This window comes from Yoonia maricola (assembly GCF_002797915.1).
Taxonomy (GTDB): Bacteria; Pseudomonadota; Alphaproteobacteria; order Rhodobacterales; family Rhodobacteraceae; genus Yoonia; species Yoonia maricola.
Genome location: NZ_PGTY01000001.1, coordinates 417,105 through 432,831 on the forward strand (window position 1 = coordinate 417,105; position 15,727 = coordinate 432,831).

Sequence of the window (15,727 nt, forward strand, 5' to 3'; positions counted from 1 at the left end):
TGGCAAAAAGGGGCTACCGCATCCTATCGTCAGAGCGGTATAAGCCCGCTATACATGGGCCGGGACGCAAGGTGGCGTCAAGGTGGAACAAAAGGGTGTGGGCAGATGAAGGGCTACTTTTCAGGCGGTCTTTGGGCGTTGGTGTTGGGTGGTAGTGGCCTAGGCATTGCATCGCTTGTGGGCGAGCAGCCTCGTTTTGCCGAAGGGCCTGCGGCACCCCAACTGACGGTGCCTGTTTTGGAGAATGTAACGCCGGGACCGGCTGTCGCGTTTGAGAGCAGCAGCGACGCGACACCGCAGTTTACGCCGACTGCGCCTTTGGATGCATTGGCCGATGTTGCAGAAAACGCGCCAGAGGTATCGACAGAGCCGGCTGCCTTGCCGCAGACCGCAGAAGTGGACGCGACAATTGTCGTGCCAAACGCCATTGCAGAGTCCGGGCTTGCCAGCGACATTGAAGCACCTGCCGTGCCGCGGACCGATACCGCGCTTGTGGCGCCTGCGATCGAAGAGGCGGTGCCCCCGATAGTGGATAACACCCCGGCAGTCATTGCGCCCATCGCGCCCACAGAAGACGTGTCAAATGTGCCCACCATTACTGAGGCTGATAGCGTGGTGGCAGAGGAGGAGACGGCGCTTGTGACCGAGCAGGAGGCGCCTGTCGAGGATAATGCAACTGATCCCGTTGTGACGGCAGATGAACCGGTTGCGGCAGTTATTCCGGACGCGCCGGTTGATCAGGCCACTTCTGAGCCTGTTGTCACCGAGGAAGAAACAGTTGCAGAGGCGTCCACGCCTATCGCTGATCCCGTTGAAGAGCCAACACAGGGTACACCTGTTGATGTATTACCAACCCAGCAAGAGGACGCAACGCCACCCGTCACTGCGCAGATCCCTGAAACACCACCAGCAGAGCCGGACGTGGCTGTCATTGTGGAACCAGAGCCAACAGTCGTGGGCGATGCAGCGCAGGATGAACCAGCAGCGGTGGCAGAAGCTTTGCCGCAAACCAATGCGGCGGTTCGTATCAATCGACCAACTGAGGCGGTGGAAGAACCGGATACTCCGGCTGTTGAACCTCCTGTTGCAGATGCGATCCCTGATGATGCGCCCGCGCTGCGCCGCTATGCCGTACCGTTCGCGCAAGGAGAGGCTGATGCGCTGATATCAATCATTTTGATTGATGAGGGTCAGATGCCTGATGCGCCAGCGGCCGTTGGAGCACTTGGGTTTGTATCTACCGTTGCCATCAATGGGCTATCTTCTGCATCGGGCGATCTGGCTGCCGCATACCGCGCTGCGGGGGTTGAGGTTGCGATGCAAGCAGATTTGCCGGATGGTGCACAGCCCAGCGATGTCGAGGTCGCTTTTGAGGCTGCGCTGGGAATGGTGCCTGAGGTGACGATGCTTTTCTCAGATGGCACCGGCGCGATGCAGAACAGGGCCGTCACCGAACAGGTGATGCAGATCCTTGAAACGGATGGATATGGGTTTGTGACGGTGCAGCGTGGGCTAAGCAATGCTGCGCGTGCCGCTGATCAGGCTGGTGTCGTTTCAACCACCGTGCTGCGTGACATTGACGGTGCGGGCGAAGACACAGCGGCGATTGTGCGGGCGTTGGATCAAGCCGCATTTCGCGCGCGCCAAACCGGCGAGGCTGTTTTGCTGGGCCGCGTGATGCCTGAAACGCTGGCAGCGTTGCAAGCTTGGGCTGCGGACGTGGATCGCGAAACACTGGCGATTGCGCCCGTATCAGCGGTTCTTTTGCGCGCAGAGTAGTCAGCGCGGTCTTTGCCCAACGCGCCTAGTTGCCGTTGCCCCGGAACATCGTGGCATCCGCGGCTGCCTTGCGGATGGCGTTCGATTTATGGACCGTTTCCTGATATTCGGCCTCTGGATCGCTGTCGTAAACGACACCGCCACCGGCCTGAATATAAAGCTTTTCATCCTGTAACACGGCGGTGCGCAGGGCAATACACATGTCCATGTCACCATTTGCACTGAAATACCCGCAGCCGCCGCCATAAACCCCGCGCTTTTCCGGTTCCAGCTCATCGATGATCTCCATCGCGCGGACCTTGGGCGCGCCGGATACCGTACCCGCAGGCATGCCCGCAAAAAACGCGCTTAGCGCGTCCTGATCATCGGCCAGTTCACCCACGACGTTCGAGACGATGTGCATGACATGGCTATATCGCTCGACGATGAACTGTTCCGTCGGGCGCACAGTGCCGATCTTGCTGACTTTGCCAGTATCGTTACGGCCCAGATCAAGCAGCATGAGGTGTTCGGCCAGTTCCTTTTGATCCGCCATCAGGTCCGCCTCATTCGCCTTATCTTCGGCGGGCGTGGTCCCACGGGGCCGGGTGCCTGCAATCGGCCTGATTGTTACTTCTTTGCCGAAGACCCGCACGAGGATTTCGGGGCTTGCCCCGATCACCTGAAAGCCGCCGAAGTTGAAGAAAAACATGAAGGGTGAAGGGTTGGTCCGCCGCAATGACCGATAAAGCGCGAAGGGTGGTTCCCGAAAATCCTGTGTCCAGCGCTGCGAGGGAACGACCTGAAAAATATCGCCGGCTTTGATGTAATCCTTGGCCTTCTCAACCGCGTCTAAATAAGCGTCATGAGCAAAGTTTGAAACAGGCGGGGCGACCGGCGCAGGGTCTGCCAGATCACGGGCTTCGCTGGGCATGGGACGTTCCAACGCGCGTTGGGCGTCCATCACCCGTTCAGCAGCTTGGGCATAGGCGGCACGGGCCGAAAGGCCGGAATTGACATAGGCGGGTGCCACAAGGATGACATCACCTTTCACCCCGTCAAGCACGGCGACGACGGATGGGCGCAGCATCATTGCGTCAGGCAAGCCCAGCGGGTCGGGGTTGATGTCGGGCAGGTGTTCGACAAGCCGGATCATGTCATAGCCCAGATAACCAAAAAGCCCGGCAGCGGCAGCAGGTAGATCAACGGGCAGATCAATCCGCGATTCGGTCAAGAGGGCACGTAAGGCGGTGAGCGGGTCGTCAGCCATCGCCTCAAACGCAGCGTCATCGAAACGCGCTGTGCGGTTGACGCGCGACGAGGTGCCGCGACATTCCCAGATCAGATCAGGGTTCATACCCACGATAGAATAGCGCCCGCGCACTTCACCGCCTGTCACGCTTTCAAGCATGAATGCATTCTTGCCCGCGCCCGATAGCTTGAGCATCAGTGACACAGGCGTGTCCAGATCAGCTGCGATACGTGTATAGACAACCTGATTGGCGCCCGCGTCGTACCCTTGGGCAAAGTCGTCGTAGTCGGGCAAAAGGGCCATGGGTCCGCCTATTGGAACTGTGCGTTGACCGCGTTGATGGTTTGCTGGTTCAGGCGTTGCTCTGTGCGCTGCTGCACTGATGTCGCATAGGCATCAAAGATGTCTTGGGCAATCCCTGCACGCGCATTTTCAGCCAATGCATCACGTTGTGCGATGACGGCTTCGTCTGACAGATCGGCTGGTGTGATGCTATCAAGACGCACGATCAGCGCGCGATTTTCAGCATCAATCACGCGGACATCGCCAACGGCCATCTCAAACAGCTGATCGTTGAATGTGGGTGGCGTGCCTTCGACAAACGAACGGCGGGTCAGGTTCTCTTCAACCAGTGGCTCCAGCCCCAAGGTATCAAAGCCGGTCAAGGGCTGGATATCTGCCGCAATCTCTTCTGCCTTGGCAATAATGGCTTCTTGTCGGGCGTTGGCCTGCCACGCGGCAGAGACAGCATCGCGGACATCGTCAAGTGGCTGCAAGGTTGGTGGCACGATACCTTCAAGTGTCAGGGCAAAGATGCCGCCATCTGCAAGATCAAAGATTTCGGCAAACTGGCCTTCCTGCACGGCGGCTGCCTCCCTGCGGAAGGCGTCATAGGCGGCGATTCCGTCCGTGGTGTCGGGCGTCCAGTTGATGGTGCCCAGCTGCATATCGGTACGCTCTGCAAGATCGGCCATTGTGGCACCGCCCGCCAGCAGGTCAGTAATAGGATCAGCGGCGTCATTGATATACTCACGCGCGGCATCCGCGGCCAGTTCATCACGTAAACTTGGTGCGGCCTCTTCAAGCGGGGTTTCCTGTGCTGCCAGCACGGCGTTCATCCGAAACAGTGCAGGGCCCAAGGGAGAGTTGAAAGGACCAACGACTTGGCCGGCTTCAGCCTCAAAGACGGCCTCACCTGCGCTGCCCAGATCCTCTTCACTCACATCGCCAAGGTCAATGTCGGTCAGGCTCAGCCCGCGTTCGGCAACAAGGTCTTCAAACGTCGTCTCACCGGCGTTGACGCGTGCGACGGCGTCTGCGGCGCGGTCTTGGTCAAGATAGACCAACCGTTCGACCAGCCGCCGTTCGGGTTGTACAAATTCAGCGATACGTTGATTGTAAAGCTGTTCGACGGCGGCGTCCGCGACGACCATATCGTCAATGATCATATTGGGTGTCAGCCAGACATAGGTGATGTCGCGGCTTTCAGGCAGTGTGAATTCTTCGGGGTGAGCGTCATAGTATTCCTGCTGTGCTGCCGGTGTCGCACCAGGCACTGGGGCTGTCAGGGCCTCTTCGTCAACTACGGCCCAGGTGATGCTGCGGGTTTCGCTGATATATTGCACCAGCGCATCAGCATAGGCGTCAGGGGTGGGCACGCCGCTGACAACTGACCCTTGCAACAAAGTACGTGCTGTCTCTTCGCGAATGCCAGCTTCAAATTCAGCGGCTGAAAGGCCCGACTGCTGGAGCGACAGCCGATAGGTTTCACGGTTGAAGCCGCCGGCCCCCTGGAAAGAGGGAATGGCTTGCAAGCGTTCGAAAACACGCGCGTCGCCCACGGAAATGCCCAGATTATCGGCTTCGTTATCCAACGTCCGCAGTAAGACCACCTGATTCAGGGCAACTTGATCAAGCCCGAACGCCTGCGCCTGTTGAAAGGAAATCTGCGTGCCGAACTGTGCCGACAGCGCGCGGATTTGCTCGTTCAGTGCGCGCTGATAGTCCGTCACGGTGACGTCTTTATCGCCCACGGTGCCAATAGAGCGGATGTTCCCACTCAGCCCGCCAGTGCCAAATCCGGCAAGACCTAAAAGGATCACGCCAACGATCACCCATGCGCCGTAACGAGGTTTCTTTTTCTCTGCCATTTGATGCCTGCTCCACCCGCTGGTTTGCGCCTGAATACGGGCGCAGAGGCGGGGGTGCAAGGGTTAGAGTTCCAAGGGTGACAGCCTATTGAAAAGGGTCTGGACACCCGCCCGGTCAATGTTCGCAAAAGCGATGCGCAATTGGCTGGCACCGCCGGGCAAATCGGCAGGCATGAACATGGTGCCGGGTAACAGCAACACGCCTGCCTCTTTGACCAAAAGTGGGGCCAGATCGGCCGAAGACATCGCGAAAGGATGTTTGACATAGGCAAAATAGGCGCCACACCCCAAGAGATCCCAGCCTTTGTCCGTCAGCAGATGAAAGCTGTCTTCAATCGCGGAACGTCGATCCAGGATTTCAAGCCGTTCACCTGAAAGCCAGTCGCCCAGATTCTGCATCCCCCAGAGGGCCGCGCGTTGGCCCAGCTGGTTGGGGCAGATCGTAACAGTGTCGAGGAATTTTTCGATCTCGGCCAAGCGGGCGGTAGAAGCGATGATCGCGCCAACGCGGTGGCCTGTCAGCCGGTAGGCTTTTGAGAAGGAATAAAGCTGGATCAGCGTATCATCCCAATAGGGGTCGGCAAAGAGGTGATGGGGCGCGCCTGTCCGGCTGTCAAAGTCGCGGTAGGTTTCATCGACGATCAGCGCGATACCGTGCGTGCGTGCCAGATCGCGGAAAGCGCTGAGTGTTGCAGCGGGGTATTCGACGCCGCACGGGTTGTTGGGGCTGACCAAGGCGATGGCGCGGGTTTTGGAAGTGATCAGTTTGGCGCAATCGGCGGCCTTTGGGATCATGCCTTCGCCTACCAATAGGGGTACGGTTTTCACACCCGACATGTCCAGCCACATGCGGTGATTGAAATAATAGGGTACGGGAAGGATTACCTCGTCGCCTTCGGTGCAGAGCGTGGCAATGGCTGCAGCAAAGGCCTGGTTACATCCCGACGTGATAGCGACCTGATCCGCCCTGACATCGCCGCCATAGCTTGCAGACCACTGCGCGGCCACTTCGGCACGCAATTCGGGCAGTCCAAGAACCGGGCCGTAAAGATGCGCGCCCGCGTCATCCATAACAATCTGCGCCATCGCTGCGCGCAAAGGGGCAGGGGGCGGATCGACCGGGGCCGCTTGGCTTACGTTCAACAAGGGCCGATTTTCGGGATGCGTCACACCGTCCAGCCAGCGACGTGCCTCCATTACGGGTGGGGCGAAGGTGGCGCTGGTGCGTGACTGGTTCATGACATTATCCAAAAGGAGCGGCTGCGCCGCATTCTATTTTCAGGTGCCTCCGGCGGGAGTTTCCCGGCCAAGATGAAGTGCTATGGGTCAGTCCTTGCCGCGATAAGGTTCGACGTATTGTAGCGCCATGTCCCATGGGAAGAAAATCCATGTGTCCTGACTGACTTCAGTGATGAAGGTATCGACCTGTGGGCGCCCTTTTGGCTTGGCATAAACGGTTGCGAAATGCGCTTTGGGGTAGCGTGCGCGGACCAGTTCCAGCGTTTTGCCACTATCGACCAGATCATCAATGATCAGAATGCCGGTGCCATCGCCCATCAGGTCCGCGTCGGGCGCCTTGAGCACCTTGGCCTCTGACTGGTCTTGGTGATCATAGCTTTTGACGCTGATCGTATCGACGGTGCGGATGTCCAGTTCACGCGACGCAATCATCGCAGGGGCCATGCCGCCGCGGGTGATCGCGACGACGGCTTTCCATGCGCCGTTGTCGGGGCCTTGTCCATCCAGACGCCATGCCAAAGCACGGCTGTCACGGTGAATTTGGTCCCAGCTGATATGGAATCCTTTTTCATGCGGAAGACGATCTGTCATGGTGGCGTCCTATTCTTTCGTGATGTCGGGTGCGTCAACTGCTTTCATGCCAATGACATGATAGCCAGCGTCGACGTGCAATACTTCGCCGGTGACAGCGCTTCCCAGATCCGACAGAAGATAGAGGGCAGAGTTGCCGACCTCTTCTTGTGTGACCGTCCGGCGCAGGGGCGCGTTATATTCATTCCACTTCATGATCAGACGGAAATCACCAATGCCTGAGGCGGCAAGCGTTTTGATCGTACCTGCGCTGATGGCATTGACGCGAATCTTATCCTTGCCAAGGTCTTCGGCCAGATACCGTACCGAGGCTTCGAGTGCGGCCTTTGCGACCCCCATGACGTTATAGTGCGGCATGACCTTTTCTGCCCCGTAATATGTGAGCGTCAGGCAAGACCCCCCATCCGTCATCATTTTCTCTGCCCGCTGAACCACAGCAGTGAAGGAATAAACCGAGATGTCCATCGAGGTCAGGAAATTGCCGCGGGAGGTGTCAACGTAACGACCACGCAGTTCGCCTTTGTCAGAAAAACCAATGGCATGGACAACGAAATCAAGCTTGCCCCAGCGCTCTTCAAGGGAAGTAAAGAGGGCGTCAATCGATGCCTCATCGCCCACATCACAGGGAAGGATGATATCTGAGCCAACCGAAGCTGCCAGCGGATCAACGCGTTTTTTCAAGGCCTCGCCCTGATAGGAAAATGCAAGTTCTGCACCAGCATCAGCACAGGCTTTTGCAATGCCCCATGCGATCGATTTGTCGTTTGCCAGGCCCATGATCAAGCCGCGTTTGCCCTTCATCAGATCTGATGTCATTGCTTATTTTCCTTTGTCTTTTGGCCGTTGGCATCCTGTCCGTTTAGGCGATTGCTTGCAAGGCGGCAAGTATCTGAACAATCGCGCAAAATGCTTGCCACTGTCTACGTTTCCACTTAGCGTGGGCATGGGGGTTTTGTGTAGGGATCAGACATGTCTGACCGGAGCGGCATTTTTGCGGGCCATGACCCGTTCACTATTGCTCAGCAATGGCTTGATGAGGCGAGTGAAACCGAACCCAATGACCCCAATGCTATTGCGCTTTCATCTGTTGATGCCGATGGCATGCCAAATGTACGAATGGTCCTTCTTAAAGATATCGAAATGGACGCATTCGTGTTTTACACAAATTACGACAGTCGGAAGGGGCAAGAAATCGCTCAGTCGGGAAAAGCTGCGTTTGTTCTGCATTGGAAATCACTCACCAGACAGATACGTGTAAGAGGACTGGCCACGAAAGAGGATGGTCCAATCGCCGACGCTTATTACAAGTCGCGGTCTCTCAAGAGCCGGATTGGAGCGTGGGCATCGAAGCAATCACAGCCTTTGGAGTCGCGCGCGACCCTGATGGCTGATGTAGCTAAAGTAACAGTACAAAAAGGTGCGGACCCGGAACGGCCACCTTTTTGGGGCGGTTTCCGGATTGTGCCTCTGGAAATTGAGTTTTGGTCTGACGGCGCATTTCGATTGCACGACCGGTTTCGGTGGTCGCGTAAGGAAGTTGATCAAGATTGGGAGGTCACCCGTCTCTCACCTTAGCACCTCATTTCGAGGACAACGGAGAAACAGAGATGGACCAACAATCAAGATCTTGCGATGGGACAACAATGAATGACGACGCGACAGGCGCCGCTGTTCAAAAGGAATACAAGATGGAAACGCACGACGCCGGTACGCAACGTAAGGTACTGGGACAGGTAAAATGGTTTGATCCCACGAAGGGATTTGGGTTCGTTATCTCTGACGAGGGTGGCCCTGATATTTTGCTGCACGCGAATGTTTTGCGCAATTTTGGGCAGGGGTCTGTTGTGGACGGCTCGGTTATTTCAATCATGGTACAGGATACCCAGCGCGGGCTGCAGGCCACCGAAGTGCTATCCATCACGCCACCTGAAACCGAAGACACACTGCCGCTGCGCGATATGGTCGAGTTTTCGCCAGAGGATATCGCCAGCAAGCCGATTGAACCCGCACGGGTGAAATGGTTCGACAAGGCCAAGGGGTTCGGTTTTGCGAATGTCTTTGGAAATAATGACGATGTTTTTGTCCACGTTGAAGTGTTGCGCCGGTCCGGTCTGTCCGACCTGCAATCAGGCGAAGCGATTGGCATTCGAATGGTGGATGGTGAACGCGGCCGCATGGCCATTGAGGTGATCGGCTGGGAGGTTGCGGCCAAGTGAAGCTTGTTCCACTTGCGGGCGCTCTACTTTGTCTTGGACAGCCACTTTGGGCTGTCTGTGCTGACGACAGGCTGACCATTCAAGGCGATTTTGGTCAGGCAACCTTTTCAATCGACGTGGCCGATGATGCGCAGGAACGCGCGCGCGGCTTGATGTTTGTCGAAGAGATGCCGATGCTGTCTGGAATGCTGTTCGTTTATGAGCGTCCACAAAGCGTGAGCTTTTGGATGAAAAACACGCTGATCCCGCTTGATATGATCTTTGCAGCACCAGACGGAAAAATCCTGCATATCCACGAGAACGCTGTGCCGGGCGATCTAACCCCGATCCCTGGGGGTGAAGGCGTGCAGATGGTGCTAGAGATTAATGGTGGGCTATCTGCCCGTTTGGGCCTATCTGAAGGGGCTGTGATGCAGCATCCCAGCTTTGGCGCCGATGCTATTTTGCCTTGTGGCGAAAAGACTGACAGTTAGGGGTTTTCAAATCAGTTTGGCGGAGCTAAAGACTGCGCATGGTCCGGGGCGTAGCGCAGCCTGGTAGCGCATCTGTTTTGGGAACAGAGGGTCGGGAGTTCGAATCTCTCCGCCCCGACCATATAAACATCACACACTGGTGGTTTATTGGCCCGCGACAAGTAGCGGCAGGGTCCTTGATGTTGTTTTAAGCCAGCATGAAAATGTCAAAATCAGCTTCTGGCTTAACGCAAATCAGACCGATCAGCATTTACCGTTGATCCGTAAGCAACGACGGTCTTACCAAACAGGTACGGAAACACGGCCAACGCACGCGCCCATTTGAAAAGCCCGCTGCCGACAATTTCATATGCTGTAGGTTGACCCATTATAAGTAGAGCGGCACCGCGCATGCACTCAGCGGTTCCAAAGATGGCGAATTTATTTGTGATCAGAAAAATCTTCTTGGCATTGCCGAGATGTGAACCGCGCACGCCCATCGTCCGATGTAGTGCTAAAACGTGGTATCGTGTGACCTGATTAAGTAACTGACGTTTGACGTGGTATCGAAACGTTTCACGTTTGCCATCAAACTCCTCGGTCACGATTGCGTAAGGCCATTTCGCAGCCCGGAAGCCATACTGATGTTTGGCCCGCAGCATAAATTCAAAATCTTCGCCTCCACTTTCGTTAAAGGCAAAATGAAACCGTAGCGCCGGGCCATGGTCGGGCGCAAATACACGTTTGTGCATCGCAAAATTTGCAGTGGAAAATATTGTCGTATCGGCGCCAGCAGGCAATTGTTCTTGACGCAGGCGCTTTATGAACCGGTTTGTTGTTTTCGGATAAACGATTTGCTTTGCAGCGACGATTATTGATGTGTCGAGTGTCTCGATGCCTATGATGAACTGGTCTAACCAATCTGCTGAGACCCATTCGTCATCATCCACGCCAATCAACCAATCTGCATTCATTGCGATAGCGGCATCTAGCACGCGATTGCGCGCATTCACCAAGCCTGGTTTGGCTTCGTGCAAAACTGTTAACTTGAATTTCGCAGGATGATCAAAATCCTCTGGGGCCACCAAAGGTGCGTCGTTATTGTCTACGACTATGATTTCAACATCATAATGTTCTGGGGCAGGCTGTTCCCAGATACTTTCTAAAAGACGACGCAGCAGCGCATGGCGCTGCCGCGTACATATTCCAATCGCGAGGCGTTGTCTGATAGACGTCGATAACAAATCTACCCCGACACAATGCTATGCTTCGCGCTGAGAAAATAACTTCGATCAGTTAATTAAGAGTCATCTTCATCGTCATCATCGTCAGCAAGAACCGCCACACCGATCAGCACAGCGATGATCGCTGCCGGGATAACCCACCCCGGCACACTTGAGTCTGCTTCGACTGGCTCTGCAATAACTGGCACAGTCTCTGTAATCGCGTCTGCTAAGCCGCCCGCGTATGCGGATACGCCTGCGACGACAAGTGCGCCAAGAATGACCCAAAACTTTTTCATTGATATTCTCCCAATCAATTGATGGTGTATTCATTAAGACGGCAAAAAACCGCCTCTTTTGTAGTGTCTCAAAACAACACTCTGCTCACCCAGTCAATAAGAACTGCACTAAAAATTGTGACCTAAGGTAATTTTGTGCCAATCGGACAACGAAATTGCGGAAAAACGAAGCAAATATTGCGTATCATGTGAGCGTATACACGATATTAAGTAGTACAGGGCGGAACATAGGACGACTGGCCTTGCGCTGCTTTCTGAGGCTCGCTGTCATTGCCCAATAAGAATTTCTGTATCATTTGTTTCGGCGGCATCATCGTTGCGGGTTGTAGTAACACCGCAACGTGGTGCTTGAAGATCTGTTCAATAGTGCCAGAAAAAATGGATATGCTTGGCAGCGCACCAGCGTTCTTGAGGTGTCGGCTGAAGCATTCACGCTAAGCTTGCGAAGTTGCACGGTTTCTTTTTGTGAGCTGTCTGCGTGCCCATTGTGGACAACTATGTGCGTGAATCACTCCGTCCGATTGCGGCCCATGACAGCATCGTCGCGTCAACTAAATTAATCCACATTTTGTGTTAAAAATCCGTTGACCCACGAGGGCTAGATGCGTCAGGTTGTGCGAACCGGGCGCCACGACACAAGATGTGGTATCGGTGCGGGGACAGTGCAGCAGGCGAGTGCGAAAATGTGGCGCTCAGTTACGGCTCTCTGATCGTTGATCAGGGCGCTCGTGGTGACTTTGAGGCCAATGAATGTCTTTGCGTAATTTTGGCCGCCAACGCGGCAGAGTTGAGAATTAAGCCGCAACGTCGGCGCAGAAAAATGGGGCAGACCAATGAAGATTGACCGCAATTTCACAAAAGCCAAAACAGGCGCTTACGGTGAACTTGAATTCAAAAAAACGACATCGGAAATTCGTAATCCTGATGGTACGATCGTTTTCAAACTCGACGATTGCGAAATTCCGGCTGGCTGGAGCCAGGTGGCCTCTGACGTCATTGCGCAAAAATATTTCCGCAAGGCCGGCGTGCCGTCTGAACTGAAGCGCGTGAAGGAAAAGGGCGTGCCGGAATTCCTGTGGCGCTCTGAGCCCGCGAAAGGTGCAACGTTCGGTGGTGAGACGTCTGCCAAGCAGGTTTTTGACCGTCTGGCAGGCGCATGGACATATTGGGGCTGGAAGGGGGGATACTTCTCTTCCGAAGATGATGCGCGCGCTTATTTTGACGAGATGCGCTATATGCTGGCGACGCAGCGCGCTGCGCCAAACAGCCCACAATGGTTCAACACGGGCCTACATTGGGCCTACGGTATCGATGGGCCTGCGCAGGGTCACTATTATGTGGACTACAAGACAAAAGAGCTGACAAAATCTGCCTCGTCCTACGAGCATCCGCAGCCACATGCTTGCTTCATCCAGTCTGTTGGTGACGATTTGGTCAATGAAGGCGGTATCATGGATCTGTGGGTGCGTGAGGCCCGCCTTTTCAAATATGGCTCTGGTACCGGCACGAACTTTTCGTCCTTACGCGGCGACGGTGAACCACTGTCTGGTGGCGGTAAGTCGTCCGGTTTGATGGGGTTCCTGAAAATCGGTGACCGTGCGGCAGGAGCAATCAAATCAGGCGGCACAACGCGCCGTGCAGCCAAGATGGTGATCGTGGATGCAGATCACCCTGATATCGAAGAATTCATCAATTGGAAGGTGATCGAAGAGCAGAAGGTCGCATCTATCGTTGCGGGTTCCAAGATGCATGCGCGTTACCTGAACGCGATCTTCGCGGCGATCAAATCTTGGGACGGAGAAGAGGTGTCTGCCTATGATCCAAAGACCAATGAGACACTGGCAGCTGCCGTTAAAGACGCGAAGAAATCGGCAATTCCAGAGACTTACATCAAACGCGTGTTGGATTATGCAAAGCAGGGCTATTCCAGCATTGAATTCCCGACCTACGACACAGACTGGGATTCTGAAGCGTATTCCTCTGTCTCTGGTCAGAACTCTAACAACTCGATCCGTGTCACTGATGCGTTCCTGAAAGCCGTCGAAGACGACGCTGACTGGAAACTGATCAACCGTCGCAATGGTGAAGTCGCCAAAATCATCAAAGCACGCGAGCTTTGGGAACAAGTCGGCCACGCTGCATGGGCTTGTGCTGATCCGGGCATCCAGTACCACGATACCGTCAACGCTTGGCACACATGCCCCGAAGACGGTGAGATTCGTGGTTCAAACCCTTGTTCTGAATACATGTTCCTGGACGACACTGCCTGTAACCTCGCGTCGATGAACCTGCTGACCTTCTACAAGGACGGCAAGTTTCAGGCCGAGGACTATATGCACGCGACACGCCTGTGGACAGTGACCTTGGAAATCTCGGTCATGATGGCGCAGTTCCCGTCCAAGGAAATCGCGCAGCGGTCCTATGACTTCCGCACGCTGGGTCTGGGCTATGCCAACATCGGCGGTCTGCTGATGAACATGGGGTTCGGCTATGACAGCGACGAAGGTCGCGCGATGGGCGCCGCTTTGACCGCCATCATGTCAGGTGTATCCTACGCGACCTCTGCCGAAATGGCGGGCGGGTTGGGTCCATTCCCGGGCTATAAGAAAAACAGCAAGCACATGCTGCGTGTGATCAAGAACCATCGACAAGCGGCTTTGGGCAAGGCGGATGGCTATGACAAGCTGGACGTGAAGCCCGTGCCGCTGGACCACACCAACTGCCCTGACCAACGCCTGATCGAACTGGCCGTTGGCAGCTGGGATGAAGCGCTGAAACTGGGCAAAAAGCACGGCTATCGCAACGCGCAGGTTTCTGTCATCGCGCCAACCGGCACCATTGGTCTGGTCATGGATTGCGACACCACAGGGATCGAGCCTGACTTTGCGCTGGTGAAGTTCAAGAAACTTGCTGGTGGTGGTTACTTCAAGATCATTAACCAGTCGGTGCCAGCGGCATTGGAGAAGCTGGGCTATGGCTCTGCGCAGATCGAAGAGATCATCGCCTATGCCGTCGGTCACGGTTCTATCGGGCAGGCGCCTGCGATCAATCACACTTCGCTAATTGGCCACGGCTTTGGTCAGGCGGAATTGGACAAGATCGAAGCGGCACTCGCCTCGGCCTTTGACATCCGTTTCGTGTTCAACCAGTGGACACTGGGCGAGGAGTTCTGCACCAAAACGCTGGGTATTCCTGCTGAAAAGCTGAACGATCCAACCTTCGATCTGCTGCGCCACCTTGGCTATTCCAAGCAGGATATTGACGCGGCCAACGATCACGTCTGCGGGACCATGACACTGGAAGGCGCGCCTTTCCTGAAGGAAGAGCATCTGACTGTGTTCGATTGCGCCAACCCATGCGGCAAGAAAGGCAAGCGGTATCTGAGCGTTGACAGCCACATTTACATGATGGCTGCGGCGCAATCCTTCATCTCCGGTGCGATCTCCAAGACGATCAACATGCCCAACGATGCGACCATCGAGGACTGCCAGAAGGCTTACGAATTGTCATGGTCCCTCGGTGTGAAAGCGAACGCACTGTACCGTGATGGGTCCAAACTGTCCCAGCCATTGGCTGCTGCCTTGGTTGAGGATGATGAGGGCGCGCAGGAGACGCTGGAAAGCGGTAACCACCACGAGAAAGCACAGGTTCTGGCCGAAAAGATCGTCGAAAAGATCATCGTGCAGGAAGTCCGCAACCGTGAGCGCGAAAAGATGCCTCAGCGCCGGAAGGGGTACACCCAGAAGGCCATCGTTGGCGGCCACAAGGTCTACCTGCGGACTGGCGAATATGAAGACGGCCAGTTGGGTGAAATCTTTATCGACATGCACAAGGAAGGTGCTGGCTTCCGCGCCATGATGAACAACTTTGCCATCGCCGTGTCGGTAGGCCTGCAATACGGTGTGCCGCTGGAAGAATTCGTGGATGCCTTCACATTCACCAAGTTCGAACCGGCAGGCATGGTGCAGGGCAACGATAGCATCAAGAATGCAACGTCGATCCTAGACTACATCTTCCGCGAACTGGCCGTGTCCTACCTCGACCGCACCGATCTGGCACATGTAAAGCCAGAAGGCGCATCCTTTGATGATGTGGGTCGTGGCGAAGAAGAGGGCGTGTCGAACGTGCAGGCCCCAACCGAAAACGCAGCGACCCGGTCTTTGGAAGTGCTCAAGCAAATCTCGTCCACTGGCTATCTGCGCAAGCGGATGCCACAGGATCTGGTTGTGTTGCAGGGCGGCGCAGGTGCGACAGCCTTGGCCACAGGCACTGATGCGGCGGCAGCGTTGCAAACGCTGGTGCCTGAGGTCAGCGAAAGCGTTGTGGCGACTGGCACAGCGACGACAATCTCGGCCCGCGACAAGGCCAAGATGCAAGGGTATGAAGGTGATCCTTGCGGCGAATGCGGCAACTACACGCTGGTGCGCAACGGTACCTGTATGAAATGCAACACCTGCGGCGGGACATCGGGGTGTAGCTAAGATTTTTCGATGAAAAATCTTATGGTCAGAAAGAATTTCCAGAAATTCTTTGGCCTTAACAGAGCT

Annotated in this window: 12 protein-coding genes and 1 tRNA gene; 6 read left to right on the top strand and 7 right to left on the bottom strand. The window is 55.5% G+C overall.

What is annotated here, in order from left to right; translation table 11 throughout:
• The first annotated feature begins 105 nt into the window (after nt 1-105).
• The gene (locus BC777_RS02125; RefSeq protein ID WP_168769052.1) at nt 106-1,779 is read left to right on the top strand and encodes a divergent polysaccharide deacetylase family protein; all 1,674 of its coding nucleotides are present in this window, start codon (nt 106-108) and stop codon (nt 1,777-1,779) included.
• Between the two features lie 25 nt (nt 1,780-1,804).
• Here BC777_RS02125 and trpE read toward each other — a convergent pair whose 3' ends face one another.
• The 5 genes from trpE to fabI all read right to left on the bottom strand — a co-directional run bounded on the left by trpE (nt 1,805) and on the right by fabI (nt 7,806).
• Nucleotides 1,805-3,313, bottom strand: a complete 1,509-nt coding sequence (gene trpE / locus BC777_RS02130; protein ID WP_100366515.1) for an anthranilate synthase component I — start codon at nt 3,311-3,313, stop codon at nt 1,805-1,807.
• Between the two features lie 8 nt (nt 3,314-3,321).
• Nucleotides 3,322-5,160, bottom strand: coding sequence for a peptidylprolyl isomerase (locus BC777_RS02135; protein ID WP_100366516.1), 1,839 nt, complete (start codon nt 5,158-5,160; stop codon nt 3,322-3,324).
• 63 nt (nt 5,161-5,223) lie between these two features.
• Nucleotides 5,224-6,399, bottom strand: coding sequence for an aminotransferase (locus BC777_RS02140; RefSeq protein WP_100366517.1), 1,176 nt, complete (start codon nt 6,397-6,399; stop codon nt 5,224-5,226).
• 87 nt (nt 6,400-6,486) lie between these two features.
• Nucleotides 6,487-6,990 (bottom strand): xanthine phosphoribosyltransferase, encoded by a 504-nt coding sequence (gene gpt, locus BC777_RS02145; protein ID WP_100366518.1) that lies wholly within the window; start codon nt 6,988-6,990, stop codon nt 6,487-6,489.
• A gap of 9 nt (nt 6,991-6,999) precedes the next feature.
• Entirely contained in the window at nt 7,000-7,806 is an 807-nt protein-coding gene (gene fabI / locus BC777_RS02150) for an enoyl-ACP reductase FabI (RefSeq protein WP_100366519.1), read from the bottom strand.
• 153 nt (nt 7,807-7,959) lie between these two features.
• Between fabI and pdxH the strand changes: the two genes are divergently transcribed.
• The 4 genes from pdxH to BC777_RS02170 all read left to right on the top strand — a co-directional run bounded on the left by pdxH (nt 7,960) and on the right by BC777_RS02170 (nt 9,800).
• Entirely contained in the window at nt 7,960-8,565 is a 606-nt protein-coding gene (gene pdxH / locus BC777_RS02155; protein ID WP_100366520.1) for a pyridoxamine 5'-phosphate oxidase, read from the top strand.
• 113 nt (nt 8,566-8,678) lie between these two features.
• The gene (locus BC777_RS02160; protein ID WP_100367961.1) at nt 8,679-9,206 is read left to right on the top strand and encodes a cold-shock protein; all 528 of its coding nucleotides are present in this window, start codon (nt 8,679-8,681) and stop codon (nt 9,204-9,206) included.
• Nucleotides 9,203-9,679, top strand: a complete 477-nt coding sequence (locus BC777_RS02165; RefSeq protein WP_100366521.1) for a DUF192 domain-containing protein — start codon at nt 9,203-9,205, stop codon at nt 9,677-9,679. The genes BC777_RS02160 and BC777_RS02165 overlap by 4 nt, the downstream gene beginning before the upstream one ends.
• 44 nt (nt 9,680-9,723) lie before the next feature.
• Nucleotides 9,724-9,800 (top strand) — tRNA-Pro (locus BC777_RS02170).
• Between the two features lie 103 nt (nt 9,801-9,903).
• On the opposite strand, the gene BC777_RS02175 is transcribed toward BC777_RS02170, so the two are convergent.
• Both BC777_RS02175 and BC777_RS02180 read right to left on the bottom strand, forming a co-directional pair.
• On the bottom strand, nt 9,904-10,902 hold the full coding sequence (locus BC777_RS02175) for a glycosyltransferase family 2 protein (RefSeq protein WP_100366522.1): 999 nt from the start codon (nt 10,900-10,902) through the stop codon (nt 9,904-9,906).
• 56 nt (nt 10,903-10,958) lie between these two features.
• Entirely contained in the window at nt 10,959-11,180 is a 222-nt protein-coding gene (locus tag BC777_RS02180) for a hypothetical protein (RefSeq protein ID WP_100366523.1), read from the bottom strand.
• An 833-nt stretch (nt 11,181-12,013) separates the two neighbouring features.
• Here BC777_RS02180 and BC777_RS02185 point away from each other — a divergent pair.
• Nucleotides 12,014-15,661, top strand: coding sequence for a vitamin B12-dependent ribonucleotide reductase (locus tag BC777_RS02185; protein WP_100366524.1), 3,648 nt, complete (start codon nt 12,014-12,016; stop codon nt 15,659-15,661).
• Nucleotides 15,662-15,727: the final 66 nt, after the last annotated feature.